Genomic DNA, 24,341 nt, shown 5'->3' with positions numbered 1-24,341 from the left:
TGTCTGGATTCTGATTCAGATAAATAATGCTATTGATTTTTTAATAGGAATAAAAAGATTGGAAATTGTTAGTTTGCTCGCACTCGGTGCAGTTGCTGGGGTTTTAGCAGGATTATTGGGCGTAGGTGGAGGCGTGGTTATCGTGCCAGGGCTGCTTTGGATTTTTCATTCACATCCAGAACTCCCACAAGCCTATTTAATGCACATTGCTGTTGGCACTTCCTTAGCCACAATTGTGATTACTTCCCTATCTTCCATTTACGCCCATCATAAACGGGGGGCGGTTATTTGGGCTATCGTCTTACGTTTAACCCCCAGTATCATCATTGGTGCATTAATTGGCGCGTGGATTGCCGATGGCTTATCTAGCGATACCTTAAAGAAAATTTTTGCCATTTTCTTACTATTCGTCTCGATTCAAATTGGGTTTGGTGCGCGTCCTGCACCATCACATCAATTGCCCAGTTGGGGGGGGAGCAGTTTAGTTGGGGGGATTATCGGCATTGTCTCTGCCCTTGTGGGTATCGGTGGCGGGTCGCTGACTGTCCCATTTTTAGTCTGGTGTAATGTCAACATTCGAAATGCCGTGGCAAGCTCATCCGCTTGTGGCTTTCCGATTGCGGTTTCAGGCGCAATTGGCTTTATATGGACAGGTTGGCACGTAGAAGGTTTGCCAGAATGGAGTTTAGGCTATATTTATCTGCCTGTTTTTATTACTATTGCTATTATCAGCATGTTATTCGCACCGTTAGGGGCAAAACTTGCGCATACTGTCCCCATGCGAGCCTTACAAATCTTCTTTGCTGCTTTTTTGGCAGTGATGTCTATTAAATTACTGTTGAGTTAAGCCCATTAAGCGGGGGCGTAAACATAAAAAACGGTGCGAATCCGTTTTAAGTCTTAAAGTGACTGCTTGAATTCGCACCCGCTGATTTAGCGTGCCGCTAATCCCTCATTTAATACCGTGATTTCAATACGGCGATTTTTTTGTCGTCCGCCCAGTGTTTGATTATCTGCAATGGGTGATTTTTCCCCATAACCTTTTGCAATAATCCGTTTAGAAGCAACACCACGAGAAATAAACGCATATTTCACCGCATCCGCACGGCGTTGTGACAATCCTAAGTTGTAATCATGACTGCCCGTGCTGTCGGTGTAACCTTCAATTAAAATATTACGGGTTGGGTTTTGGTGAAGAAAACTTGCAATTTTATCAATGCTTGCGCTGGATGCTGTTAATAACTCCGCCTTACCTGTTTCAAATAAACTATCGTTCAGCGTAATTAATAAACCTTTACTAACTTGTTGAGAGCGAACACTGTCTAAAATCGCTTTATTCAATGCATCAGTGCGAGCTCTTTCTGCATCTAACGCCGTTGCAGCTAAATTATTATCATCAGAACCATCCACTTGTTCAGGTACACTAGAACAGGCAACCAGAACGCTCGATAATAAGCATAAAACCAGCCCCTTTTTAAAAAAATCTAAAACTATCAACATATTTTTATAAAGTCCACTTAGTTCTATTAACATAAGCCTCTGAGTAACCCCGCTGCGTATCGTGATAATCCATACCGTTATGGTACTTTCACAACTAATTTTTTATCGACGAATTGATAAAAAATCTGTTTTGTTTCTTTGCCTAAGGAAAAATCGCGGACAATTTGTCCATCTTCTACTGTAAAATTATCATGTCCTTGATATTGCGCTTGTTCTTCTGCGGATAAGACAGGTAAAGTTTGCTCAGGATTAAAATGCGTTCCGACTAACTCCAATAAACGAATGCTCCCTTCTGCCTTTTCTCCTGCATTTTGCATTTGCAAAATGACTTCAGGATTACCATCACCATCAATATCTGTGACCCATGCATTTTGCAAACGTGGACTTGAGCCTTTTAACTGCGTAAAAGGCTTATCTTCATTCTTAACTTGGATTTCCCATTGATGTGTATCACATCCTGTCCCTTGAATTGTAAACTCAAGCGTTTCATACACATGGATTTGTTGAAATGCGCAGTTATCCGTTGCCATGCTGGATGCAGGCAAAATAAGAGCAGGCAAACAACGTAAAAAATAACGTGCTAGCTTATACACAATACCCTCCTGTATATGGATAGTGACAAGAAAAGAAGTAGGTATTTTAAACCAGTAAAAGATATTGGTGTTAATCTATGCTATTTTGTGAAATGGAGAGAAAATAGCAGACAGTTGAGCGCGGAAAAATAAAGGAATTTTAAATAGATACGTTATAAATAGCTAAAGTGTTTAGCAAAATAATCATAATTTTTCAAAGAAAAATTTTAATTGTCTCATTTTCAGGATTCACAAGATTAACAAGACAATTTAGCACCCAAACATGAATTCTACCCAATCTTGCTAATCTGATAAATCCGACACCTGACACCACAAGCCATTAAAATCTGAGAATTACCATAAATGTTGTCGTCCTGCGATGCCTTGCCCACCATGTGCCCATGCAAACGACATATCTTCATACTGTAAGCCGCCGACAGCAAAAACGGGAATTTTGGCAGACTCCGTACAAGTGAAAAAATTAAACCAGCCGAGGGAATTTTCTGGTTCTGGAGCGCGAATTGCGCCTAACGTTAAGAAATCAACGCCGATAGATTGCGCGTGTTGAATATCGGCAAGGGTATGACAGGAACTTGCCACCCACAACGGTTTTTTTAACGGGCGTTCTTTCAGATTCAATAAAGCGGTTTGAGATAAATGCACCCCATGCGCACCGACTGACAATACAATTTGCGGTGTGCGATGCAATAACACCTGTACTTTTGTAGGCTCGCACAAGGTCAAGATTTTTTCCGCACAGGCGCAATACTCATAATCATTTAATGACCCCGCGCGAAATTGCAATAACTGCAAACCGTTATCGATTTGCTTTTCTAACTGATAAAAAAACTGCGGGTCATTTTGCTTTAATGGTTCTGTACTAATAATGTATATTGCGGGCAATAACACCGCGTTAATAATGGGATAATTAGCGGCAGGAAAAGTACGCAGGCGTAATAAATGCGGGGCACACCATTCGACCGATTGTCCTTCCCGTCCCCACGCTGTCCCGCTGAATTGTTCAACTGACCACACATCTAATAAAACTTCACGATAAGTATAGGTGTGACGAATACGAATTAAGGGGCGAGCGCGTTGAATAGTGATATCGACCTCTTCTTGAAATTCACGCACAAGCGTTTGTTCTGGTTCTTCGCCCTGCTCACGCTTTCCACCTGGAAACTCCCATAAATCCCCTTGTTCTTTAGTTACATGACGACGCGCTAGTAAAATATCGCCTTGCGCGTTTCGCACAACGCCCGCAACGACATGTAATGGTGTTAAATTCGCCATTCTTGGGCTACTCCACTTCATTTTTATCTTTATTTATTAATATTAATTGGTTAGCAACCGAGCTTTGTATAAAGCCGATGTTCTTAGGGTTTTATATACAGTTGCTGATTTCTCCAGTTTACCTGAATTATGGGGAAATTAAGGGAATCTGCCAATAAAACTTGAGAAAACCTGTTATAAGCCCAGTTCTACAAGTTTATTTTAACCCCTGTATTGAGAAAAAGAATTTAAATAAGAAATGGTTGAAAAGCATCTTGAAAATCTTGAGTTATCAACCCGTTTAGGATAAAGATAAGACATCAAAGAAGGCTTATTGACCTTTCAAGCGTAGGCAATAAGCTCCGCAATAACATTGCGCATAAATCCTAAGACACTGCGATGTCTGGGTATGTTCAATCTGAATGAACGATTTAAGCTGACTAATAACGGTTTCTATTAAGGAATATTTTTTAGCATCATTACTTTGAGTTTTCTAAGAGGCTTTTAATGCTTTAGAAATATAGCCCTTGTCGCCATATATAATAAACGTACTATAAAACGATGCGAAGGACTGGCAGTCCTAGATTTAAATCACTTTATGGTACGGTTACTATATTTAACACTTCCTCGTCTTGTTCAGGTGCAACTAGGCTTAGGTACTCTAAAACCTCGTCGATACGGTCAACAGGGATTCTAACGTTTTTCTTGGCGGTGGCGTACATGATATGAACACTCTAAAAAGAGTTATTACTCTTTGATAACGCTTATATTTTAACACTTTAGAGGGTGCGGCACAAGGAAAAAATGTAATTATATTAATGTTTTTCAAGACCTTACATTTTTATAAATGGGTTTTTGGGGTTTAGTATTTTATCTTCCGTCTTTATCACTGTAATAGGTGACTTTTTCTTGCTTTTCCCTTCAGCCATACGCACACGTTCAAGCTATAGCGAGAGAGCATGATTTTTCTTGATACGGGTCGCGCTTGTGTCACTAACCTTTCAGAACGAATCAGGGTAGGGGGTAGAAAAATCTTGCTGTCTTGATATAGCCCCTCAGCGATTTAATGAGCTACTGCTCTTTTTAGAGTGGGAATGTCGATTGGGGTTTTCACTCGTTTAACCGTTTCTAGGCTCACTGTAACGATTTTTTGCACTAAACGGATTATGTATTGTTCGTCGTCTAGTCTGTTCGGGTCGTTGGTAATATCACTGCGCTTGTCAGTGCTGATTTGGTACTGGTCTATTATCCAATCTAATGCACTGCGGTTGCCGAGTCGGTATTCTAAAGCCTCTGCTGGGACTTAACAGCGGAGGGAGTACAGACGAGAAAATTAAATAAGGCTTTGTTTTAACTTTTTCGGGAGTCTGCACAAAGCCTTAACCTACAAAACAAAAAGATATCTTATTAATTCCTTCTGTTTTAATTAATTAGGGTTTTTTCTGAGATAACACTGTACCAGCTAGGCTTTTAGTGTTCTGACTATACTTCGGACTTGCAAGTACCTTTGCTGCAGTTTCAGCCACTTCTGAGCTGGTTGTCTTGTTACTATTAAATTGAGATAGTGCCGATCCAGCAAGTTCTTTAGCTATTTTAGATGCATTATCATCCTTCATGGTATTGATGATTAACTGCTTCTGTTTATTACTTGTCTTTTTAGACATAATAATCTCCTTGATTAAAAAGTTATATTAATAATATTAATGCTATTAGATATTTCCATTTTATCAAGTTATTTAAGTATATTTTTTTTAAAAACACTTATTGTCTATAAATAATTTATATGCGATTTACTATTGAATTATATGTATAATATAAAAATAGCTGGTTGACAAATTTTTATTTTTGCATATAGTATCCCTAGCATGTTCGAGCTAGGGATAAGGAAGTGTCATTGGTAGTGCATGTTAAATTTCTTTTTAAATTTACTTAAAGGTATTAATAAACTATGAATACTGAGTTATTAGAATCTTCATTGAATAAGCTGTATCAATCTATTTGTGATTCGTTATATGAGATAAATGATTGTTTGCAATCTGCTTGCTTAGCATCTAAAGAATTAGCGGCTTATCCAAAAGCTTATATGCGTGGTACGAATATAAGTGCATATCTTATTAATATGTTTCTAAAGTTAGAAAAGGAATATAGTTTTTTATCGTGCTCTGGCAAAGGGTCTAATCAGATGATTCACTTAGAGGGGATTCCTTGCCGTTCCTTTGTGAATGAAGAAAAATTATTAACTTTTCTTTCTAAAAAGAAAAAAGATTTTTACACTAAAGAACTATTTGCTATAGATGAACACATTATTGTTCAAGGTTATTTTATCTTTGATTATCAAAATTATGAGCTTGGTCAAAGCTTTTACTTTATTGGTCGTAATATTAACAGTCAAAAGATTTATGAATGGCGTCCTAAGAACCATGGTGTACTTTGCTCTGTTTCGAATACTGAACCAGCTCCAGTTTCACTTCCTTCGCTGGTTGATGGAGTTACACTTAAGGATGACAATATGGATGATGATGGGAAAATTATTTCTGCCTCTAGAAAATAGTTATATGTAACTTTTTACTATTTGGTTAGATAAAGAAGATTCCTTCTGATGAAAAAGAGGGAATCTTTTTTACTCGATTGTTCCTCTATGATTTTTAAGAGGAAGGTGCAAGAATTAGGAGTGATAACATGAGTGGCGAATTCAATTGCACTGAGTTTCGATTAATACGTAGCCTTCAGGAGCTTAGCTTGGAGGATATTGCCAATAAGGTTGGTAAGACAAAACAATACATAAGCAATATAGAAAATGGAAGAGCTATACCGACTGATGCCTTACTAAGTGACTTAGCCTCTGTTTTGGGGGTTACTATAGACTTTCTAACCTCTCCATCAAAGGGAATGCTTACAGAAACACAGATTCATTTTCGTAAGAAGACGACCACACCAAAATATCTGAAAGAATTTGCTTCTAGCTGTGGAGTATTAACTAATCGTTTAGTTATGTTGTTAGATAGCAAGGTGAGATTTCCAAAGGTAAATATACCTGAGTTATCAGCATTATCCCCAGATTTAAACGTTCAAATTCATGATTTATTTGATAAATCATACACTCGGCAAAGTCACCTTAGTAATGCGGATATAGATAATATTGCTGATAAATGTCGAGATACTTGGGGTATCGGTATGGGTCCCATTAGTAATATGACAAGGTTAGCGGAACATATTGGTGTTATCGTTACTGTTATCAAATTTCCAGAAGACTCAGATAAATTAGATGCTTTGTCGTTTTACAATTCTAAACGCCCTATTATTGTTCGCAATGATGCAAAAGATAATATTTGCAGACAACGTTTTGATATTGCGCATGAGTTAGGGCATTTAGTCCTTCATCAAGGTGTCGAAACAGGAGATAGTCTTACTGAAGGACAAGCAAATTATTTTGCAGGCGCATTACTTTTACCTAGAAGTATAATGCTTAGCTTTTTTCCGAGAGTTCAACAGTTTGACTCAAAAATGAACTGGAAAAAAATTGAAGATTTTAAAAAAATCTGGCGAGTAAGTCAGTTAGCGATTTTTTATCGTGCCCATAATTTAGGTTTGCTTAGTGATTCTCAGTTTAAAAGTGCAGTTATAACGTTAAAAACGAATGGGCAAGCAATTAAAGAACATTGGGATGATGAGCTTCGTAATGAAAATGAAGAGTCTCCTGAATTGTTAAAAGCGGCTTTTAATGTTTTGGCGACTACAAAAAAAGCAATTTATGCGGAAGAAATTGCGGAAGAGCTGAAAATTAGAGACGTGGGACTTTTGACAAAATTCATTAAAGAAGATTTGTTAATTAGAAAACCAGAAAAAATAAAGTTATCTATAGTACGAACTTCTTTATAAGGTATATTAAAGGTTTTGTTTTACTTTAGTTTTACACTAATGTTAGAACAAAACCTTTAATTTTTTTATGTAGCCGTCTCTAGTAGCTAATATAGCTTGTTTTTATGAGCTATATCTGGATTTATTGCAGGAATAAACAGATTTAAAGCAGAGTTATCAGTTTTTTCTTGCTAAAAAAGAAATATCTTTAGTCAGTAAAATCAAACTTAATTCGTTACTGCTTAATGGTTCAAAACCGTACTGACTATAAAATGATTTCGCTGTATCGTTTTTAGCATCTACAACGACACCAAATAATCCAACCTCTTGCGATATTTTTAAACATCGTTCTAACGCATTGATTAACAAAAATGCGCCTAAGTCTTTTCCTTGTTCCCGATAATCCACTGCTAAACGTGTTAGGTAAGCAATTGGGATTGCATGTTTTATCCCTGCTTTTGCAGTGTTTGGTAGTTGCTCAGGCATAATAGAACCTGTGCTTAAGCTGTAAAATCCAGCAATATGTTCTGGTGTATCGATATGACAGGCAACATAACTTTTATTTAAGTTACGGTTAGCATGTTGAAGGGCATATTTTTGTAAATATTCTGTTAATGCAGGTTCATGACAATCAAAGTCTTTTTTATGATGCTTTTTTGATAATGCTTTGATTATCCAAGTCATCCTATGATATCCCTGTAGCGTTTTGTTGTCGCCAATAGTTTTGCATTGGGAGCTGGTGGCATATCCATTTTATCCAGTAGTGCATTCCATTCTTTTTGGGGCAAAGTTAATACAGGGTTTACCTCAAAGTGATGCAAGCCTGAATTAATGAGTAAATGCAAACTCTCTTCTATCGTCTGTTTTATCGATAATCCTGTGAATTTTACGGCTTGCTCTAATAGCACATCGTCAATTTCAATATTCATCTTTTTACCTTTTCGTTAAATCGCTTTTCGTCTTCAATAACTGTATAAATTTTTTGCTTTTGGCTATCGTCGAGGCTTTCTATCATTTCGACTATGGCTTGGGTTTTCTTTGGCTCTTGTCCATCTTCGTACATTTCACCTTTACCAGTTAAAAACCAGACATTTTCGTATAAAGCTTAGTTACTACGTCGCTAGGTATAGCCCTTTCTGCGCTTTCATAGTTTTGCAACATGCGCAAATTTAATTCTAATAACTCAGCAAAGTCTTTTTGAGTCATACTCTTAAATTCGTGTATTGCTTTTAGTCTGTTATTCATAGCCTTATTCTTCAAATTTTCGTTAAAACGCTTTGATAGATAGGTCAATTATTCATGCTCTATAACTGTAAGCGTAAGCAATTACACTCACACTCAATTATACGTAGGAAATCCCCTATGAACAAAGTAACGATGATAGAAGAACTGTGGGGGGAGTTCGGCACGATGGAAGAAGCAGCGCAATACTTTCAAACATCGCGCGAAATTCTTTACCAAAGTTTAAACGGAAAATGACAACCCCCTGTTTTTTCAACAAAATACCCGACACAATCCCCTTCAAAAACGGACTCCTACGCATAACCGACAAAAAACTCTTCAAACACGACAAAAAATACTACACCACGTGGATAATCCCCTACGACTACAGCCCACAAGCCACTTGTAAGCCTATCATTGACTGGCTATCGTTCTGCGTTGGCGGTAATGAGGACCAGCTCCAACTACTTCGCGCTTATATGAATGCAATCGTTACCTCTCGCGTAGAACTACAACGCTATCTTGAAATCATCGGCGTAGGCGGTAGCGGTAAAGGTACATTTATCAGACTCTGCGAGTTACTTGTTGGTGAACAAAATACCCACTCAACAGAACTTAAACTCCTAGAAAAAGGACAATTCGAGACTGCCTGCCTTTACGGTAAAAAGCTGATAACAATAACTGACTCCCAAAACTTCGCGGGCGATGTTAGCGTTCTCAAGGCAATAACAGGACAAGACACCCTCCGCTACGAACGAAAAGGCATACAAGCAACAGCGGGCTTTAAAGCAACAGGACTAGTCGTTATAGCCGCTAATGAGGCGATAAGCTCCAAAGACTACACCAGCGGAATAGCCCGCCGTCGTATCACCGTTTACTTCAATCAGCTTATCAACTCGAAAGAACGTCGAGACCTCACAAAAGAATTTCAACCCTACATTGTGGGCTTAATTAACTGGGTCTTAGCCCTAAGCCCTGAGCAAGTCGCCTCTTATGTCAGAGACACACACGACAACGTTCACAGCCTCCACGACGTAGAACGTGAAAACCTCATCAATACGAATCCAATAGCCGCATGGTTAGAAGAACGGGTCGTTTATGATCTGCATTTCTCTACGCCTGTCGGTGTCAGTCGCTCAGACAATGGGCAAATTATCAATGCTGACAAATGGCTATACCCTTCTTATGTTCAATACTGCCAAGACGTTGGCAATAAACCCCTAGCCCTCAATCGCTGGGTCCCGCTCCTCGTTGAACTGTGCAACACACAACTAGGCTTAAATTTGATGTTAAACGCTGGCGTGACATGAATGCTAGTTACATCGACTGCCTAAGCATTCGTCGAGAAGCAGAACGGACACCCTCCCCTATCGATATGAAATACCCTAAGCCGTTCTAATTGTTGCGTGAAAACAACAGTAAAAAAACGCGAAAAATGGGACACACACAAATTTAGAAAAAGTGCAAAAGTCCACCATTTTAACCAAATCAATAACTTGATTCACCATTGACCCACCATAGTCCACCATATTAACCAAGCCAATAACTTAGCTACTAATACCCCTGTGTTATTCTAGGTTATTAAGATAAAAAAGAGAGATAACTTATTGAAATGGTTAATATGGTGAACTATGGTGGGTCAATGTTAGGTTAAGTTATTGAAATGGTTAATATGGTGAACTTTTGGCAAAAATCGCTACAACTCACGCAGAAAAAAATGAAATGGACTGTATCCTTTTTACAACAGCCCTACAAGGCTACCTGAACGAAACAAAAAACCGTGTTTCACATCCGATAAACGTATCGAGAAGCAAACATTTGATTGCCTACTTTCAAGGCTTCACCGTTCAAGATATTAAACGTTCACACGTCCGCCAATACGTCAGACAACGCAAACAAGCGGGCGTAACAGCCCACACCATCAACGGCGAATTGCGCCTAATCAGTGGCGTAATAAACCAACTCAACTATGACCATGATGAAAATTTGCCGAATCCCACACTAGGCAACCGCGAAAAGAAACCGAGGGGGCGTAAAAGATGGGCAACCGTAGCGGAAGCAAAACACCTCATACAAGCGGCTAGCGAATCAAAGAACCCGCTGTTATTACCATTCATACAACTAGCCTTAGCAACGGGTATGAGAAAGGGCGAAATTCTTAACCTTCGCTGGGCGCAAATAGACTGGGAAAGCCAAACCATCTATTTAAACCAAACCAAAAACGGCGACCCTGCGTCGATACCCTTAAATCAATACGCCCTCCACGCATTAAACACCCTCAAAAAATACCGGGTTCGCAGTAGTACATGGGTATTCAGTCACCCCAATGGAGAACGGCTACAAAACATCAAAAACAGCTTTGCGACGGCGTGCAAGAAAGCCAAGATTGAAGGCTTAACCATACACGACTTAAGAAGAACGGTCGGGAGCTGGTTAATTAACTCAGGCGAGAGGCTCGAAATTGTGCAGGAAGTGCTTAGACACAAAGATATTGGAACAACGCGAGAATACTACGCACATCTGGAAAAAAGCAAGGCGCGAGAAGCACTTGAAAAACTCGACAATACAAAAATCTATATATTAGAGGACGTTAATATTAGAAAACGCTAACATAGTGAGGTAAGCTATTGATTTTAAAGTGGTCGGAGTGAAAGGATTCGAACCTTCGACCCTTACTTCCCGAAAAAAAGGCTATTTCATAAAAACAAGAGGTTATGCTATTTTAGATAAGAAAACATCATAAAATAAAGACAAGTTAATATATAAAGACATGTAAAAAAATACATTATGCAATAGATTGAAAACACTAAAAAAACCTAGTCAACTTTAACAAATTGGCTAGGTTTTTTTAGTTTATAACTGCTAATACGCTTATTTAATCGTGCCTTCAATAAGTTAGCCCTTGCATTAAAATTAAATTCATGTAATCATTAGTTATCTGTTCAAGCCTATAAAGTCAAAAGAAAAAATGTTTTTTACTAGGCTTGTGCAGGGGGTCAATTCAGGGTAATGGGAATATTGGGGAATATTCTTTATATTTAAGGTCTTATAATGAGTTCGGATTTTAATCTTTTATCCGTTTTAATACCGTTTCTTGCGCTGGTTTTGGTATTTATTACGATTGTCTCGGCGTTGGTTGATTGCTTGCGTCATGAATTTACAGGCTTTAATAAAATCATTTGGATACTGGTTATTATTTTGCTTCCGATTTTTGGGGGTATGTTGTACTTCTTTATCGGTAGTAGAATACATAAAATTGATGCGAGTGGTGGGCGGTCTTCGGGGTCTTCTGCGGTTACGGGGTCAATTGGCTATGTGCTGTTTTTCATCACATTGATTTATAGTTATTTAGTGATTTCTGGGAAAGATAAAGAATTACAAATAGTTAAATCTAATTTAGTTTCAATAGAAAATACTTTGAGTCAATCACAAGAATATACTCGCCAATTTTCAGCGGAAAATTTACGGTTAAAGCAAGAACTTAACCAGCTTAAAAGCACGTCAAATACATCTGTTCCGCGCTCTCAATCAACTTCGAGAACGTCTCAACCTAAGCCTAAACCAATACAAACACAGACAAGAGAAATTCAAACATCAGAAGCGGATGGCTTGTTACAGTGTACAAAGAACGGTCGAATTTATTATTATCTGGAAGGTGGAACAAATCCTTGTAACTAATAAAAACAATAATTTATAAAAGCCTGTATTCTTAATAGAGTACGGGCTTTTTTTATGTCTATTTAGGGAAGGGGGGCGGGTAAGTGCTTTGCACCCCGCCCCCCCTCTAGTAATACGGGGGGAAAGTTTAAAACGACAAAAAAAACTAATTTAAAAAATCTCTTATCGTCCTTTCATCCTTTCATAGTTCTAAAACTTACCCCCCAATTGCAAACTAATACAACCTGTTATAACTTAAAAAAGGGATTACATTAACAGGGGTTTATCAATGTCTGGCGATTTTGGGGCGCAAGTAGATTATTTAAGCCTGTCTTTTGATGCAGACAATTTGGGTGGTGTTCATGCATCAGGCTTTTTAGAATTTATTTTAGATGCGCTCCGATTGGCTGGCGTTGCTTTCATAGCAGATAAGCGTCCAGCGGGTATTTATGGCTATGAACGTTCTTACATACTCAATCGTGTTGTTTTGGGCGGGGTTTCTAGTTCAGGCTTAATAGCTTATACAGATTCGACTTCTAGTAAGAAAAATAAGGGGTTTTACCTCTCCTTATCGGGTCTTGCGTGTTTAGGGTTAGACGTAAAAGCTTTTATAAAACAGATTCAAGTGTTTGAGCCTCATATCACCCGTATTGATTTAGCGGTCGATTATCTGGATGGTTTAGTTAATTACGATTATGTGAAACAAGCCTATTTTAGCGGGTTGTTTAACTCTGGAGGTCGTGAACCTCGTCACAATGTGATAGAGCCTAAAGTACACGGTGAAAAAGTGGGCGGTTATACCCTGTATGTGGGTAAACGCGGTGGGGCTAAGTTCTGCCGTGCGTATGAGAAAAACTATCAGTTGTTAGATGAAGCGGTCGATAATCCATTTCCGCATTGGTTTCGGTTGGAAATTGAAGCCCGTTCTGTCGATTGTGATATTCCGCTGGCTCTGTTTGATGATTACAACGCTTTCCTACTGGGTTTCTATCCGCGTTTGTTCAGTCAATTGCCTACCCCTTCCCATGTTGTCCCGTCTGACGTTTCGGGCGTTCCTCTGAAACTCTCATTTGATTCTCCTCAAACTCAAGTCAATCTTGCACATTTAAAACATTATGCCCGTCAATCTTACGGTGGGCTTCTCAATGTGATGAAACATCATTTAAAACTGACTGATGAGGAAATTGTAAAGTCATTGCTTCCTAGTGATAAGCGTGTCCCTCGTCGTCTTCAACTTCCTATCGAGGCTTAATTATGGCGTTAGAACGTTATTTAGTGTTGTCTGTATCTGTTGGTAAAGTCGACGGTAATGCTTATGCAAGCGTTTTAGTATTGGCTCAGGATGCGGGCCCGCAAAAAGAAGGGAAATCAGGACATGCGCCTATTAAGGTTTCTTGTGAATACACAACAGGGCTTGTGCTTGATGCGCAAAAAGTTCTGCCGTGTGTGTGTGATATTGAGCTAGTTACTATTGCAGGGGCTGGCGGTAAAGCGTCCGCTTTTGCTCAGGCAATTACACCCCTTAAGGAAACCGTTGGACAACTAGGCGATTTTTTAAAGTTGGCGATGTCTCCCCCTGTGAAGGCTTCGGCTATTCCTTCCGCTGTTCCTCCCCCCATTCCTAAAGTCGCTTAGGTGACATGAGAACGCTTTTATTGTTTAGCTTTCTAGTGTTTAGCGTGCCTGTGTTTGCCTGTTCATATCTCCGTAATGGTTTGACTGATGAACAGGTAACAGCGGGCTTGTTTGCCGTTTGTGTTAATCGGTTCGGTAATCAAGCTTATTGTGTGTCTTATTCAATGGAACATCGCAATACGGAGGGCTGTATCGATGCCTTGTCTGCGCCGTATGGTTTTGTGGCGTATGCCTCTGTGTTTGGGGAGTTGGTAGAACCGATTGAACCAACGATAGAAGAGCGGGTTTATCCGTTTATTTATTTGTTTGTGATGGTGCTGTGTGGGGGTGTTCTGTTGTTAGGAACACCGTTTTTAATTGCTCGGTCAGGTGTCAGGGGTTAATTGTGGATATTGCGCAAGCAAATGAGCTTATTGTTGAAATTTTTAAGTTGTTCGCGCTTGTTTTTACAATTCTCTGTTGTGCGCTGGCGATTCGTTAAGGAGTTTATAAATGTGCAAATTTTAAAGCCTGTTATGGGTTTATTGTTATTTCTTTCTTCATGGTCTGTTAGTGCTACGCCTTTTTATTTGGTTGTTGATGATGTTGTCGACCAGATTGCTGAGGGGGCTTTTCCTGTTTTGGCGATTGGTTTGGCTTCATTAACGATTCTTGCCATTGTGGCAATGATTCGTTGGGCGCGTGGTGCTATGTAACTTTAGGAGTTTTTTATGTTGACCGTTATTAATTCTGCAAAAACGGGGTTTAAGGATTCCTTACTTGTTGGGGTTTCCTTGTTGTTGTTTTCAGGGGTAGCAAGTGCGGCCCCAATTACGATGGATGTATCTGAGGTTGTCGACCAGATTAAAGCGGCTGCTGTTCCGATTTTATCGGTTGGGGTGGCTGCTTTAACAGTGCTTGCCATTGTGGCTATGGTTCGCTGGGCTCGTGGTGCTATGTAGTTAATAGGTTAGATTGCCGTTATGTACAGATTTCTTTTGATATTAAGTTTTTTATCTTGGGCGGTTTGTGCTAACGCGCAATCTAATTTCGAGCGGTGTGCTGAGTCTGTTGGCAATGCATACCCTTATGGGATGTGTGACTCTATTTTTACGCAAAATGATGGGTTGGATGGGTCTTTAGAGTGGGCGTATCTTTGTCGGGAGGAGTTCGAGAATACTGGCAATTTTATGGTGAGTTTTCGGACAAAACTGTATCGGGTTTCTAAGGATAATATCGAGTTTTTAGAGTATTTAGGAGTAACTCGCTCAGGCGATATTATTAGAAGTATGATTCTTGCCTTTTATAGTTCGCAGGTTGTCCCACGATTTGCGACTTTATGGGGTGATTTTGCTTTTTCATATTGTCGGCAAAGTGAAGCAGATTCTTGTGTTTATGAAGCTCATTCTTGTCATGCACAAGGACATTTTCCTGCTCGAGCTTGTGAATACGATGCGAATAGCACGCAGTTTGTTGGGCGTTCTATCGAGGTTTTTTCTGCTGGTTGTACGCAGTCGTGCGAGTGGGACGAATCGCCCATGTATATTAAGAACGGAACGGCTTTTTATGGTTGGTGTAAGGTGGATTATGAGGGGGTTAGAACGTGTCATTATACTGACCCGCTTTGTGAGGAACTTCTTGATAGTGATGGCGATGGTACAAGCGACACCAGCGACGATGATGATGATGGTGATGGTATCCCCGATGATGATGACCATTCTGACGATACAGGTAACGACGACGACGATGATGATGATGATGATACTGGAACAGGTGCAGATTGTAAGGAAGATGAGCGGATTAAGGGCAATGTAAAGTTTTGTCCAAATGAGTTCAAAATGGCGTATGACGAGTTTCGGATTATGCGTTGTGGGGCTTTAGAGGGGAATTGTAAGGGCAAAGATTCAACTGCGGTTATTTGTCATTATCAGGGCTTGGGGTGTAATGGCGGTTCTTATATTGTGTCGTCTGATTCTTTAAATGGGGATTTTGTAAAGGATAAAGATGAACAATCAGAAGTGACTATGGAGCGTTTTTATAGACCTGAAGGGCGTTATTTCGAAGTCGAGAATCGGTGTGAAGCGGATGAATATTGTATGAGTCCGTTAACGTCTGCTAAGACGGCTACTGAACCTAAAGATTGTGATTATGAGAATGCTCCGCAAACGGTTGTCGCGGGTTGTCCTGTCCTTGAGTCTTCGGGGTCTCCTGCCCCTCATGCCACTGAGAAAATTTGTAGTAATGGTTGCCCATATATCAATATGGGTGATGGTTATACGGCTTTCGGCTGTACTTATCGTTTAACGTCTAATGATTCTGGTGATGATGATGACGGGGGCTGTGGTTCTGAAGGGTCTAGCACTTTATCGGGTTTGCCTTGTGGGGTGGATGGGAAACCGCCTTGTAAGGTCTCTGATTCGATAACGCATCAAACGTTAGCCGATATTAAATCGATTCTTGATGATTTGGGTGAGGATATTGATGAATCCATTTCTTTTAATCTTAAGAAATCTACTGACGACATCACCGATTCTGTTGAGGAACATGCCATTAATACGGCAAATGAGCTACAGAACCAAACACGGGCGATTGTCGAGGCTATTGGGCGTATTCCTGTCACCTCGATAGATGATGAGGAGATTGTGCGCACAATTCAGGCATTGGAGAAAACTTATAAGGATTCTTTAGACCCTGACGATTTTGAACCGTCTAGCGATATGGAAGAGTTTAAAATCGGTGATAGTAAACGGTTTTTTACACAAATTAATGTTTCTCAATTGTTGAATATTCCCGCGTTCTCTGCGGGGTCGTGTCCTTTAACTGAATCCGTGAAAATTGATTTTTTAGGGGCGGGTGATATCGAGTTTGATTTTTCTATGCTGTGCATCATTCTCTACATCGCCAAAATTCTCATTTATGTTTCTACTCTTATGAAAGTTCAGGCGATTGTGTTTAAATCATGAGTGAATTATTAACCGTCGTTTTTAATAAAATATTTTCGCTCACGTTCTGGGCGGGGTTGGTTGAATATACCGTATTTCGGGTTTTTATGACGTTAGGCTTGAGTGTAGCAACCTATAACGGAATTGAGGTATTTACTGATGAATTGTTTGATTTAATCGTGAATGCTTTGCATCAATTGGATGGCGGGGAGGCTAATGTTTTGCTGGTGAGTTTAGTGGCGGTCTTGGATTATTTAGGCATTTTTGATGCGTTTGCGCTGATTTTTTCCGCCCACGTTGCAATGTCCGCTTATCGTTGGTCTATTGTTCGTCAACAGTCTGCATAATGACCGTTCATCTTATAGCCGCTTTACCGGGAACAGGAAAAACTAATTATGTCGTAGGGTCGTTGATTCCTGAGTTGTTAAAAACGGATAAGAATAGACCTATTTTTTTATTAAACTTTAATTTGTTGCCCGCGTTCTTTGAACTTTATCATGAGGTTCAATTATTAACCGTTCCTACGCATAATGAACATGCGCAATTAGATGCCGTTGCTTATCAAAATAAATTTTTTCCTGTCGTTAAAGATGATACTCATCAATATCCACATGTTCGGGCGTGGCTTCCTGATGGGGCTATTTTAATCATTGATGAAGCACAACATTTTTTCCCGTCTGAACGTAATTATCGACTTCCACCTTGTGATTTCCTGCGGTATTTACAAACTCATCGCCATTTTGGACATGACTTTTATTTTATTTCTCAATCTGGGCAATTATTAGATACACATATTCGTAAACAGTGCGGCGCGTATTTGCGTTTAATCCGTCCCTTTGGACAACGCTATTTTAGGCTTGAACGTTATAGTCAATATTTACCTGATGACCGTTTAAAGTCGACAAGTCGTGAATCTAAAAAGCGCGTTCCTTTCGTTAAGCAGGCTTTTAAGCTGTATCAATCCACTGTACAGGATACGATTAAGCCTAGAGTGCCTTTTAAGTTGGTATTGCTCTTATTTTCTATTGTCTTTGTGGCGGTGCTGATGTGGTTTACTCTCTCTGTTTTATCTGGCTCTGGCGGTAAAGACGTTAAGAAAGAACCTGAAAAAATTAAACCTGCGTCTGAACTCCCGCAAAAAATTCCTATTCTGTCCCCTTATGTCCTCGTTGGGGGTGCGCGTTTTGGGAATAGATACGTTTATCTTTTTGCGGAATCGGTGACTTGTTTACAGCGTAAAGAAACTTATTTGCTTGAACGGGGTGTTAAAATCCAGCCTATTGATTCCCGTTCTGTGCGCTTAGATGGGCGTTTACATAGTCTGACTTATTGCGTTTCGCCTGTTCAGCCTTCGGGGTTTAAAAAAACTAATGATAAAGATGAGCCTAAGATTTAAATGCAAGATGACGATTTAGACGTTTTAATTCATAACGTAAAAGTGATTTATGTCCCTGACTTTAAAACAACCGTGTACGCCTCGTTTTTAGGCTTCTTAATCGGGCTTTTAGTCGGGTTTATTGGGTGGGGGTAAGCTGGTAGATTCAGTATTAATCAGCTTTTCCAGTTCAGCCAATAAAGCCCGTGCGTGTTGCCAGCGGGGTGAGGTTGGGTGAGCCTTTTCCTTAAACGACGTTATCAACGTTTTCACCTGCTCGAGTTTTTCCTGCACGGTTTCCAGTTCTTCGCGGTTTTCCGCTAGTTCCGTTTTTAATTCCTCTACCGCCTGCGGTGTCGGGTTCTCCACGACATTTAATTGTCCCGTCGGTTCGGTAGGGGTGATTTCCTCATTTTTGATTAAGGTCAATTGAACAGGTGCGCGGTTGCGTTCCTTTCCAACACGTTCAGCAATCATATTTAGCACTTCCTCCGCTTGTTCAGGTGCAACTAGGCTTAGGTACTCTAAAACCTCGTCGATACGGTCAACAGGGATTCTAACGTTTTTCTTGGCGGTAGCGTGCATGATATGAACCTCTAAAAAGTGTTATTACTCTTTGATAACGCTTATATTTTAACACTTTAGAGGGTGTAACACAAGGAAAAAATGCAATTATCTTAATGTTTTTCAAGACCTTATGTTGTTATAAATGGGGTTTTTGGGTTTAGTATTTTATCTTCCGTCTTTGTAACGTGAGTGTTCTTTTATCTTGTCTTTTTACTGTCAGCCTTACGTGCGCGGTCGAGCTATAGCATGACAGCATGATTTTTCTTGATACGGGTCGCGCTTGTGTTACTGACCTTTCAGAACGAGTCAGAGTAGGGGGTAGAAAAATCTTGCTGTCTTGATATAGCCCTCTGCGATTTGGTGAATCGCTTCGCACTTAACCCACTTGATTAAATTTAAGCCTTAATAAACTCCTCAACAGTTAAACCAGCAACACGGATTAACCCACGTAATGTCCCCCGAGCAACTTCAGGATGATTAGGAACAACTAATAAAGCAGGGTGTCCTACCTTATTCATCATGATATGGCTACCTGTTTGTCGTCTGATAACCCATCCTAACCGCTGAAATTTACGAATAACTTCTAAAGCACTCAATGCAGGAACAGGGGGCATTAGGCTACCTCAACTTGGCAAACTTTACGCTGGCTATGCATATTCAATTCTTGTTTAACTTCAAGATATAACTTAATTGCATCCTTAATATTGTTTAAAGCCTCCTCTTGAGTTTTCCCTTGGCTAAAACAACCCAACAGCTCAAGGCATTCAGCAACCCATACACCATCTTCATCTGGTTCAAGAATGACTGTATAAAACATAAAATTATCCTCTTTTAAATAAAAATTAAGCGGTTTTCATTGTGCCTATTAACTGATTTAACTGATTTACTCGTTTTTCCATTTCGTTAAATCGCTTTTCATCCTCAATAACAGCGTAAATTTTTTGCTTTTGGCTGTCGTTTAGGCTTTCTATCATTTCGATTATGGCTTGGGTTTTCTTTGGTGTTTGTATTTCTTCATACATTTCACCATGACCTTTTAACAACCAGTTTAAATTGACGTTATAAACTTCATTTAGACACTTTATAAAATTAAAAGATGGCTCTTGTCTTCCTCGCTCAATATCATTTAAATAGCCCCTACTGATGTTTAGACTATCCGCAAACTTTTGTTGTGAAAGGTTTAAACTGTTTCTAAATAGTTTTATTCTCTCGTTTGAAGTCATTTACTTCAGAACCTCTTGACTATGACGTTATTAACTTCTAAACTATGTTCACGATGTAAGCGTAATGATTACACTTACACGGGAATATATAACTAAATTAGGTATTTATTTAGATACCGTCTATGTAAGTGTAATGATTACACTAACACACTAATTTAGTTATGAAACAAATCGTTATAAAAAAGTAGGACTGTAAGTGTAATGATTACACTTACACCTAAATTATACGAAGTAAAACCCAAATGGACAAAACGACGATATTGGAACAACTGCGCGATAGTTTTGGCACGATAGAAGAAGCGGCAAAACACTTTCGCACATCACGGGTCTTGCTTTATCAAAGCATAGACGGGAAGGGAGCGCGAGCGGTTCGGGTAGCACTGGCTAAACACTTCAAAGTTTACCCTTCTGACATTTGGCAAGATGGAACATTTACAAGGGTTATTGATGACTACGAAATGACGGAGAAAATGCAATGAACTTGCCATTAACAACAGGGGTTTTAGTACCTGAACCTAACACGGTTTTAACCGTTGCTGAAATGGCTTTATATCTTGACTTACTTTTAACAGAAAAGGCGATAGAGGCGTTAATTGATAAGGGTTATTTAGTTGAAGATAGTGAAGGTCGTTTGATACCTGTGGAGAAAATGAGATGAGGCGTAAAAAGAAAATCCCTCAAGCAATGAACAGATTACTTGAGGGACGCATAAAAAACATGTTTCTAAAACTAGCAGGGTGATTATAGATGATTTCAGCAGACTTAGCCAAATACAGCCTATTGGTGGGGATATGTTCAGCAACGGCGAGCGTTCTTTTAAATACGGCGTATGCAATTAGTTTAAGCGTGAACGTCTTCACTTTGTTAGTTTTTCTTATCATGTGGATAAGTTTTGACTTAGCAAAGTTTGGTGCAACCAGTGTGATGGTGGCGTTCTGGCAATCGGGTTCGGTAGGGTTGGCAATCATTACGGCGTTGCTGATACCTGTTTTAATCGGCTTCAGTTTATTCAGTGGTCAAGGCTTATTAAGTAAGGCATTTGATACGCAGGAGACTGAGCGACTACAAGCAAGTGATGCTTATTTAAGCGCAAAAGAAGCGCAAAGACTGGCACAAGAAAAAGCGTCGAGTCTGGCAATTGATGAAAGTAGTGTTGAACGGGCAAAACAGCGATTAACGGAACTGAATCAGCAAATACAGGGAATTGTAGCGAGTAATGCGGGTTATATGAGTTATAACGACGGGGTTTGTACGGCTAAAACGGACAATAAAGGGGTTCAATTTAAAAGTAGGACTGATTCGGCATGTAGTTTAATCATGCCACTGTATGAGGCGTTAAAAGAACAGCAAGCCGTTATAAACCAGTATCAGCAGTATCAAGGGGCGTTGAGCTATGTCCAAAGTTTAAAAGCAGAACCGTTACCGCTTGCGAATCACTCCACCGTTGACCCGTCAATAATGAGTTTAAGCCAAGTAACAGGGGTAGATGTACAAACGGCTAAAGCATGGATGTTTCACATAGCCGCTTTAATTCTGGAATTGGTGCAGATTGTATTTTTTACGGCGTATGGAACGTTTAAGGGAGGAAAGCAATTTGAACTGAACGACATGATAAGCGCGGTTAAGCAGTACAAACAGTTTCAGCAGATAGCCCATGACTTAGAGCCAATGACTAAGCAGTCAATGACTAAAGGCAATGACTTAGAGCCAATGACTAGCCCGTCAATGACTAAAGGCAATGATAAAAAAATGGTCGGTGGTGTTTATCAATGTGAAGAATGTGGCACGGATTACAAGGCACGTACCGTGTGGCAAAAGAAGTGCCCGAGTTGTTCAGCACAAACTAAGCGCAATGTATTGGCTAGAAAGTCAATGCCTAAGAAAACCGCTTGAGAGATTGAACCATGAATGAAATCGCTCAGATAGAGGACGTAAAACGGTTAAAACAACTACTTAACTTAGACGATAGGCAACTTATAGAATCTGGTTTAGTCACACTGTCAGCAACAGGCAATGATTCATTAAAAACGATTGAATTATTAGTTGCTAGGCGTTGTATGGCAGTAGATAGCAATGGATATGCATACCTAACACAACTAGGGATTGATTTAGAACAAGCATTAACGAGTATCCAACTCAAGAGAGACAATCATGAAAGAACCGACACCAAGTAGAGCCTACCGCTTAACCCAAATACTCAACCTAGACGAAACAGAACTCTGTGAACGTGGATTACTCTTTGTTCAGAAAAGTGGTTTATATCCAACACCAAAAGGACAACAAGTGCTAGACGAAATCGAGCCACTGGTAAACAAACATAAAGACGCTTCAGTCTTTACAGGCTTAGAACTTAACCTTGTAGATAATGATGTGGCGTTCTAAAAGAAAAACCCTAAGCAATGTAACCATCATCACTTAGGGCAAGATTTTAGAGCAAATGAAACCGCGTTAAGTTTAGCCACGAGACGCGGTTTTTTATTACCTATAACACTAGGAAAGTGTCATGAACAATTATATACCAAAGTACCTGAAAGAACGCGCCCAATGGGTAAATTGGCGTTATGAAGAACGTCCGAATGGCAAATTAAGTAAAGTACCGTTTATGCCTAATGGACAACCTGCCAAGACAAACAACGCTAACACCTTAAGCCCTTATGAAACCGTTCAAAACGCTCAAGGCTTTAATGGTATTGGCTTCGTCCTTCGTGAAGGCGATAACCTCGTTTGTATCGATTTAGACCACGTGATACAACCTGATGGCACGATAGAACCATGGGCTAAAGACATCCTAGACCTGTTTAAAACGACCTATATCGAAAAGTCGCCTTCTGGTGAAGGCTTGCACATTTGGTGCTTTGGCAAGGCGATACGGTGCGGTAAAGGCACAACAGAAAAACGTATCGAGATATACGACTACACCAGCCCGCGCTATCTAACCGTTACGGGTGACATCTATCAGCATTGTCCTACTGATATAACTCAGGCTCAGGCACAACTTGATGAACTGCATGAAAAATACTTTAAACCCAAAAATGACAACATCCCCGCTTTAACTCCCCCAACGTCCGCTACAGAACAAGGGAAAAGTGCGCGCGATTTAAATATCGACATATTTACCCTCACCAAAAACGACGTTAAATTTAACGCCTTGTTTAACGGTGATTTCTCAGGCTACCCTAGCCACTCAGAAGCTGATTTCGCCCTGTGCCTCAAACTCGCTTTTTACACCCAAAACAACGCCGCTGAAATCGACCGACTATTCAGACAATCGGGGCTTTTCCGTCCAGATTGGGATAAGAAACACGGACAAACCACTTACGGACAACGCACGATACAAAACGCTTTAGCTAAATCAGTGAACAAGCTAGAGCTAAAGGAAAATAACACAGGTGTGTTGGGTCAATCTCCGACCGTTCCCGATAATTCTCCGACCGTTCCCAATAATTCCCCGACCGTTCCCGATGAACAAGCCCAACAAGACAAATCCGTCATAAAAACCCGTAAGACTCTCCCGCCTCAATCCATCTTAGGCAATCTACTCGCAAAACGAATTAACAACCTGATATTTGATGCTGTTGTCGAGGAATGGATGATATACGACGATAACCACTGGCAAAAAATTCATGCCTTGCGCGCGGAAGATATTATCGACAAATACATCCATGAAGTTGTCGGCAATGTTGGCTACAGCGCGGGCTACGTCTCAGGCGTGACCAAGTTTCTCAAGGTAAAAAAAGCTGTCTTTGAATTCAACAAAGTACCCGACACAATCCCTTTTAAAAATGGACTCCTGCGGATAACTGATAAAAAACTGTTTAAACACGACAAAAAATATTACACCACGTGGATAATTCCCTACGACTACACCCCACAAGCGACTTGTAAGCCTATCATCGACTGGCTATCGTTCTGCGTTGGCGGTAATGAGGACCAGCTCCAACTACTCCGCGCTTATATGAATGCAATCGTTACCTCTCGCGTAGAACTACAACGCTATCTTGAAATTATCGGCGTAGGCGGTAGCGGTAAAGGTACATTTATCAGACTCTGCGAGTTACTTGTTGGTGAACAAAACACCCACTCAACAGAACTTAAACTCCTAGAAAAAGGACAATTCGAAACTGCCTGCCTTTACGGTAAAAAGCTGATAACAATAACCGACTCCCAAAACTTCGCGGGCGATGTTAGCGTTCTCAAGGCAATAACAGGACAAGACACCCTCCGCTACGAACGAAAAGGCATACAAGCAACAGCGGGCTTTAAAGCAACAGGACTAGTCGTTATAGCCGCTAATGAGGCGATAAGCTCCAAAGACTACACCAGCGGAATAGCCCGCCGTCGTATCACCGTTTACTTCAATCAGCTTATCAACTCGAAAGAACGTCGAGACCTCACAAAAGAATTTCAACCCTACATTGTGGGCTTAATTAACTGGGTCTTAGCCCTAAGCCCTGAGCAAGTCGCCTCTTATGTCAGAGACACACACGACAACGTTCACAGCCTCCACGACGTAGAACGTGAAAACCTCATCAATACGAAT

General features: G+C 40.0%; 32 protein-coding genes and 1 pseudogene. 20 read left to right on the top strand and 13 right to left on the bottom strand.

The genetic code is table 11. The annotated features are described in order from the left end of the window. The first annotated feature begins 58 nt into the window (after positions 1-58). On the top strand, positions 59-847 hold the full coding sequence (locus BEGALDRAFT_RS04775; RefSeq protein WP_002684212.1) for a sulfite exporter TauE/SafE family protein: 789 nt from the start codon (positions 59-61) through the stop codon (positions 845-847). 86 nt (positions 848-933) lie between these two features. Here the strand turns inward: BEGALDRAFT_RS04775 and BEGALDRAFT_RS04770 are convergent, their stop codons facing one another. From BEGALDRAFT_RS04770 to BEGALDRAFT_RS04755, 6 genes and pseudogenes are all read right to left on the bottom strand, one after another. Next, a complete protein-coding gene (locus BEGALDRAFT_RS04770) occupies positions 934-1,533 on the bottom strand; it encodes an OmpA family protein (RefSeq protein WP_050978408.1) in 600 nt (199 codons plus the stop codon). Positions 1,534-1,577: 44 nt separating this feature from the next. Beyond that, positions 1,578-2,093, bottom strand: a complete 516-nt coding sequence (locus tag BEGALDRAFT_RS04765; RefSeq protein WP_002684206.1) for a hypothetical protein — start codon at positions 2,091-2,093, stop codon at positions 1,578-1,580. A 333-nt stretch (positions 2,094-2,426) separates the two neighbouring features. Continuing rightward, positions 2,427-3,365 carry a Nudix family hydrolase gene (locus BEGALDRAFT_RS04760; protein WP_002684204.1) on the bottom strand — a complete coding sequence of 313 codons (939 nt, stop codon included), beginning with the start codon at positions 3,363-3,365 and terminating at the stop codon, positions 2,427-2,429. A gap of 575 nt (positions 3,366-3,940) precedes the next feature. Further along, on the bottom strand, positions 3,941-4,066 hold the full coding sequence (locus BEGALDRAFT_RS19595) for a hypothetical protein (protein WP_002684202.1): 126 nt from the start codon (positions 4,064-4,066) through the stop codon (positions 3,941-3,943). A 341-nt stretch (positions 4,067-4,407) separates the two neighbouring features. Next, positions 4,408-4,635 (bottom strand): annotated as a pseudogene (locus BEGALDRAFT_RS19485) (type ISP restriction/modification enzyme); the annotation flags it as partial. A 139-nt stretch (positions 4,636-4,774) separates the two neighbouring features. After that, a complete protein-coding gene (locus BEGALDRAFT_RS04755; protein ID WP_002684201.1) occupies positions 4,775-5,008 on the bottom strand; it encodes a hypothetical protein in 234 nt (77 codons plus the stop codon). 284 nt (positions 5,009-5,292) lie between these two features. On the opposite strand from BEGALDRAFT_RS04755, the gene BEGALDRAFT_RS04750 reads away from it, so the two are divergent. Both BEGALDRAFT_RS04750 and BEGALDRAFT_RS04745 read left to right on the top strand, forming a co-directional pair. Then, positions 5,293-5,895 carry a hypothetical protein gene (locus BEGALDRAFT_RS04750; protein ID WP_002684199.1) on the top strand — a complete coding sequence of 201 codons (603 nt, stop codon included), beginning with the start codon at positions 5,293-5,295 and terminating at the stop codon, positions 5,893-5,895. 128 nt (positions 5,896-6,023) lie between these two features. After that, positions 6,024-7,223 carry an XRE family transcriptional regulator gene (locus BEGALDRAFT_RS04745; protein WP_002684197.1) on the top strand — a complete coding sequence of 400 codons (1,200 nt, stop codon included), beginning with the start codon at positions 6,024-6,026 and terminating at the stop codon, positions 7,221-7,223. Positions 7,224-7,379: 156 nt separating this feature from the next. Here the strand turns inward: BEGALDRAFT_RS04745 and BEGALDRAFT_RS04740 are convergent, their stop codons facing one another. From BEGALDRAFT_RS04740 to BEGALDRAFT_RS19125, 3 genes are read right to left on the bottom strand one after another with little or no spacing between them, the layout of a single operon-like run. Further along, complete coding sequence (locus BEGALDRAFT_RS04740; RefSeq protein ID WP_002684195.1) at positions 7,380-7,886, bottom strand: GNAT family N-acetyltransferase; 507 nt, start codon at positions 7,884-7,886, stop codon at positions 7,380-7,382. After that, positions 7,883-8,131 (bottom strand): type II toxin -antitoxin system TacA 1-like antitoxin, encoded by a 249-nt coding sequence (locus tag BEGALDRAFT_RS04735; RefSeq protein WP_002684193.1) that lies wholly within the window; start codon positions 8,129-8,131, stop codon positions 7,883-7,885. The genes BEGALDRAFT_RS04740 and BEGALDRAFT_RS04735 overlap by 4 nt, the downstream gene beginning before the upstream one ends. Next, positions 8,128-8,265, bottom strand: coding sequence for a hypothetical protein (locus tag BEGALDRAFT_RS19125; protein WP_002684191.1), 138 nt, complete (start codon positions 8,263-8,265; stop codon positions 8,128-8,130). The genes BEGALDRAFT_RS04735 and BEGALDRAFT_RS19125 overlap by 4 nt, the downstream gene beginning before the upstream one ends. 412 nt (positions 8,266-8,677) lie before the next feature. Here BEGALDRAFT_RS19125 and BEGALDRAFT_RS04730 point away from each other — a divergent pair, with 412 nt between their 5' ends. From BEGALDRAFT_RS04730 to BEGALDRAFT_RS04680, 11 genes are all read left to right on the top strand, one after another. Further along, complete coding sequence (locus BEGALDRAFT_RS04730; RefSeq protein ID WP_002684189.1) at positions 8,678-9,733, top strand: DNA primase family protein; 1,056 nt, start codon at positions 8,678-8,680, stop codon at positions 9,731-9,733. Positions 9,734-10,106: 373 nt separating this feature from the next. Beyond that, positions 10,107-11,033, top strand: coding sequence for a tyrosine-type recombinase/integrase (locus BEGALDRAFT_RS04725; RefSeq protein ID WP_050978407.1), 927 nt, complete (start codon positions 10,107-10,109; stop codon positions 11,031-11,033). Positions 11,034-11,474: 441 nt separating this feature from the next. Continuing rightward, positions 11,475-12,101, top strand: a complete 627-nt coding sequence (locus BEGALDRAFT_RS18680) for a PLDc N-terminal domain-containing protein (protein WP_040294868.1) — start codon at positions 11,475-11,477, stop codon at positions 12,099-12,101. A gap of 268 nt (positions 12,102-12,369) precedes the next feature. Further along, a complete protein-coding gene (locus tag BEGALDRAFT_RS17915; RefSeq protein ID WP_002684187.1) occupies positions 12,370-13,332 on the top strand; it encodes a replication initiation factor domain-containing protein in 963 nt (320 codons plus the stop codon). Positions 13,333-13,334: 2 nt separating this feature from the next. Continuing rightward, entirely contained in the window at positions 13,335-13,715 is a 381-nt protein-coding gene (locus tag BEGALDRAFT_RS04710) for a hypothetical protein (protein WP_002684186.1), read from the top strand. 5 nt (positions 13,716-13,720) lie between these two features. Further along, the gene (locus BEGALDRAFT_RS04705) at positions 13,721-14,098 is read left to right on the top strand and encodes a hypothetical protein (RefSeq protein ID WP_002684185.1); all 378 of its coding nucleotides are present in this window, start codon (positions 13,721-13,723) and stop codon (positions 14,096-14,098) included. 111 nt (positions 14,099-14,209) lie between these two features. Further along, the gene (locus BEGALDRAFT_RS04700) at positions 14,210-14,410 is read left to right on the top strand and encodes a major capsid protein (RefSeq protein WP_002684182.1); all 201 of its coding nucleotides are present in this window, start codon (positions 14,210-14,212) and stop codon (positions 14,408-14,410) included. Between the two features lie 15 nt (positions 14,411-14,425). Continuing rightward, entirely contained in the window at positions 14,426-14,656 is a 231-nt protein-coding gene (locus BEGALDRAFT_RS04695; protein WP_002684180.1) for a major capsid protein, read from the top strand. A gap of 21 nt (positions 14,657-14,677) precedes the next feature. After that, positions 14,678-16,657: a hypothetical protein gene (locus tag BEGALDRAFT_RS19120; protein WP_002684178.1), complete on the top strand. Its 1,980-nt coding sequence runs from the start codon at positions 14,678-14,680 to the stop codon at positions 16,655-16,657. Then, positions 16,654-16,983: a DUF2523 family protein gene (locus tag BEGALDRAFT_RS04685; RefSeq protein ID WP_002684176.1), complete on the top strand. Its 330-nt coding sequence runs from the start codon at positions 16,654-16,656 to the stop codon at positions 16,981-16,983. Before BEGALDRAFT_RS19120 ends, BEGALDRAFT_RS04685 begins: the two co-directional genes overlap by 4 nt. Further along, a complete protein-coding gene (locus tag BEGALDRAFT_RS04680) occupies positions 16,983-18,032 on the top strand; it encodes a zonular occludens toxin domain-containing protein (protein ID WP_002684174.1) in 1,050 nt (349 codons plus the stop codon). The genes BEGALDRAFT_RS04685 and BEGALDRAFT_RS04680 overlap by 1 nt, the downstream gene beginning before the upstream one ends. A gap of 108 nt (positions 18,033-18,140) precedes the next feature. Here BEGALDRAFT_RS04680 and BEGALDRAFT_RS04675 read toward each other — a convergent pair whose 3' ends face one another. The 4 genes from BEGALDRAFT_RS04675 to BEGALDRAFT_RS04660 form a co-directional block, all read right to left on the bottom strand. Next, complete coding sequence (locus tag BEGALDRAFT_RS04675) at positions 18,141-18,596, bottom strand: hypothetical protein (protein ID WP_002684165.1); 456 nt, start codon at positions 18,594-18,596, stop codon at positions 18,141-18,143. A gap of 377 nt (positions 18,597-18,973) precedes the next feature. Further along, complete coding sequence (locus BEGALDRAFT_RS04670) at positions 18,974-19,192, bottom strand: type II toxin-antitoxin system HicA family toxin (protein WP_002684162.1); 219 nt, start codon at positions 19,190-19,192, stop codon at positions 18,974-18,976. Then, on the bottom strand, positions 19,192-19,395 hold the full coding sequence (locus BEGALDRAFT_RS04665; RefSeq protein ID WP_002684160.1) for a type II toxin-antitoxin system HicB family antitoxin: 204 nt from the start codon (positions 19,393-19,395) through the stop codon (positions 19,192-19,194). Before BEGALDRAFT_RS04665 ends, BEGALDRAFT_RS04670 begins: the two co-directional genes overlap by 1 nt. A 25-nt stretch (positions 19,396-19,420) precedes the next feature. Further along, positions 19,421-19,801, bottom strand: coding sequence for a helix-turn-helix domain-containing protein (locus BEGALDRAFT_RS04660; RefSeq protein ID WP_002684158.1), 381 nt, complete (start codon positions 19,799-19,801; stop codon positions 19,421-19,423). A 242-nt stretch (positions 19,802-20,043) separates the two neighbouring features. Here BEGALDRAFT_RS04660 and BEGALDRAFT_RS04655 point away from each other — a divergent pair, with 242 nt between their 5' ends. The 6 genes from BEGALDRAFT_RS04655 to BEGALDRAFT_RS17910 all read left to right on the top strand — a co-directional run. Continuing rightward, on the top strand, positions 20,044-20,280 hold the full coding sequence (locus BEGALDRAFT_RS04655) for a hypothetical protein (RefSeq protein ID WP_002684150.1): 237 nt from the start codon (positions 20,044-20,046) through the stop codon (positions 20,278-20,280). Then, on the top strand, positions 20,277-20,459 hold the full coding sequence (locus tag BEGALDRAFT_RS04650; protein ID WP_002684144.1) for a hypothetical protein: 183 nt from the start codon (positions 20,277-20,279) through the stop codon (positions 20,457-20,459). Before BEGALDRAFT_RS04655 ends, BEGALDRAFT_RS04650 begins: the two co-directional genes overlap by 4 nt. Before the next feature lie 89 nt (positions 20,460-20,548). Beyond that, positions 20,549-21,694 carry a zinc ribbon domain-containing protein gene (locus BEGALDRAFT_RS04645; RefSeq protein ID WP_002684142.1) on the top strand — a complete coding sequence of 382 codons (1,146 nt, stop codon included), beginning with the start codon at positions 20,549-20,551 and terminating at the stop codon, positions 21,692-21,694. 11 nt (positions 21,695-21,705) lie between these two features. Then, positions 21,706-21,975, top strand: a complete 270-nt coding sequence (locus BEGALDRAFT_RS04640; RefSeq protein ID WP_002684141.1) for a hypothetical protein — start codon at positions 21,706-21,708, stop codon at positions 21,973-21,975. Beyond that, positions 21,953-22,183, top strand: a complete 231-nt coding sequence (locus BEGALDRAFT_RS04635; RefSeq protein ID WP_002684140.1) for a hypothetical protein — start codon at positions 21,953-21,955, stop codon at positions 22,181-22,183. The genes BEGALDRAFT_RS04640 and BEGALDRAFT_RS04635 overlap by 23 nt, the downstream gene beginning before the upstream one ends. Positions 22,184-22,304: 121 nt before the next feature. After that, positions 22,305-24,341, top strand: a 2,037-nt coding sequence (locus BEGALDRAFT_RS17910; protein ID WP_002684130.1) for a phage NrS-1 polymerase family protein, incomplete at its 3' end; no start/stop codon positions are given.

This window comes from Beggiatoa alba B18LD (assembly GCF_000245015.1).
Classification (GTDB): Bacteria; Pseudomonadota; Gammaproteobacteria; order Beggiatoales; family Beggiatoaceae; genus Beggiatoa; species Beggiatoa alba.
Note: the sequence above shows the minus strand (reverse complement) of the source record. Positions and strands in the feature narration are given on the sequence as shown.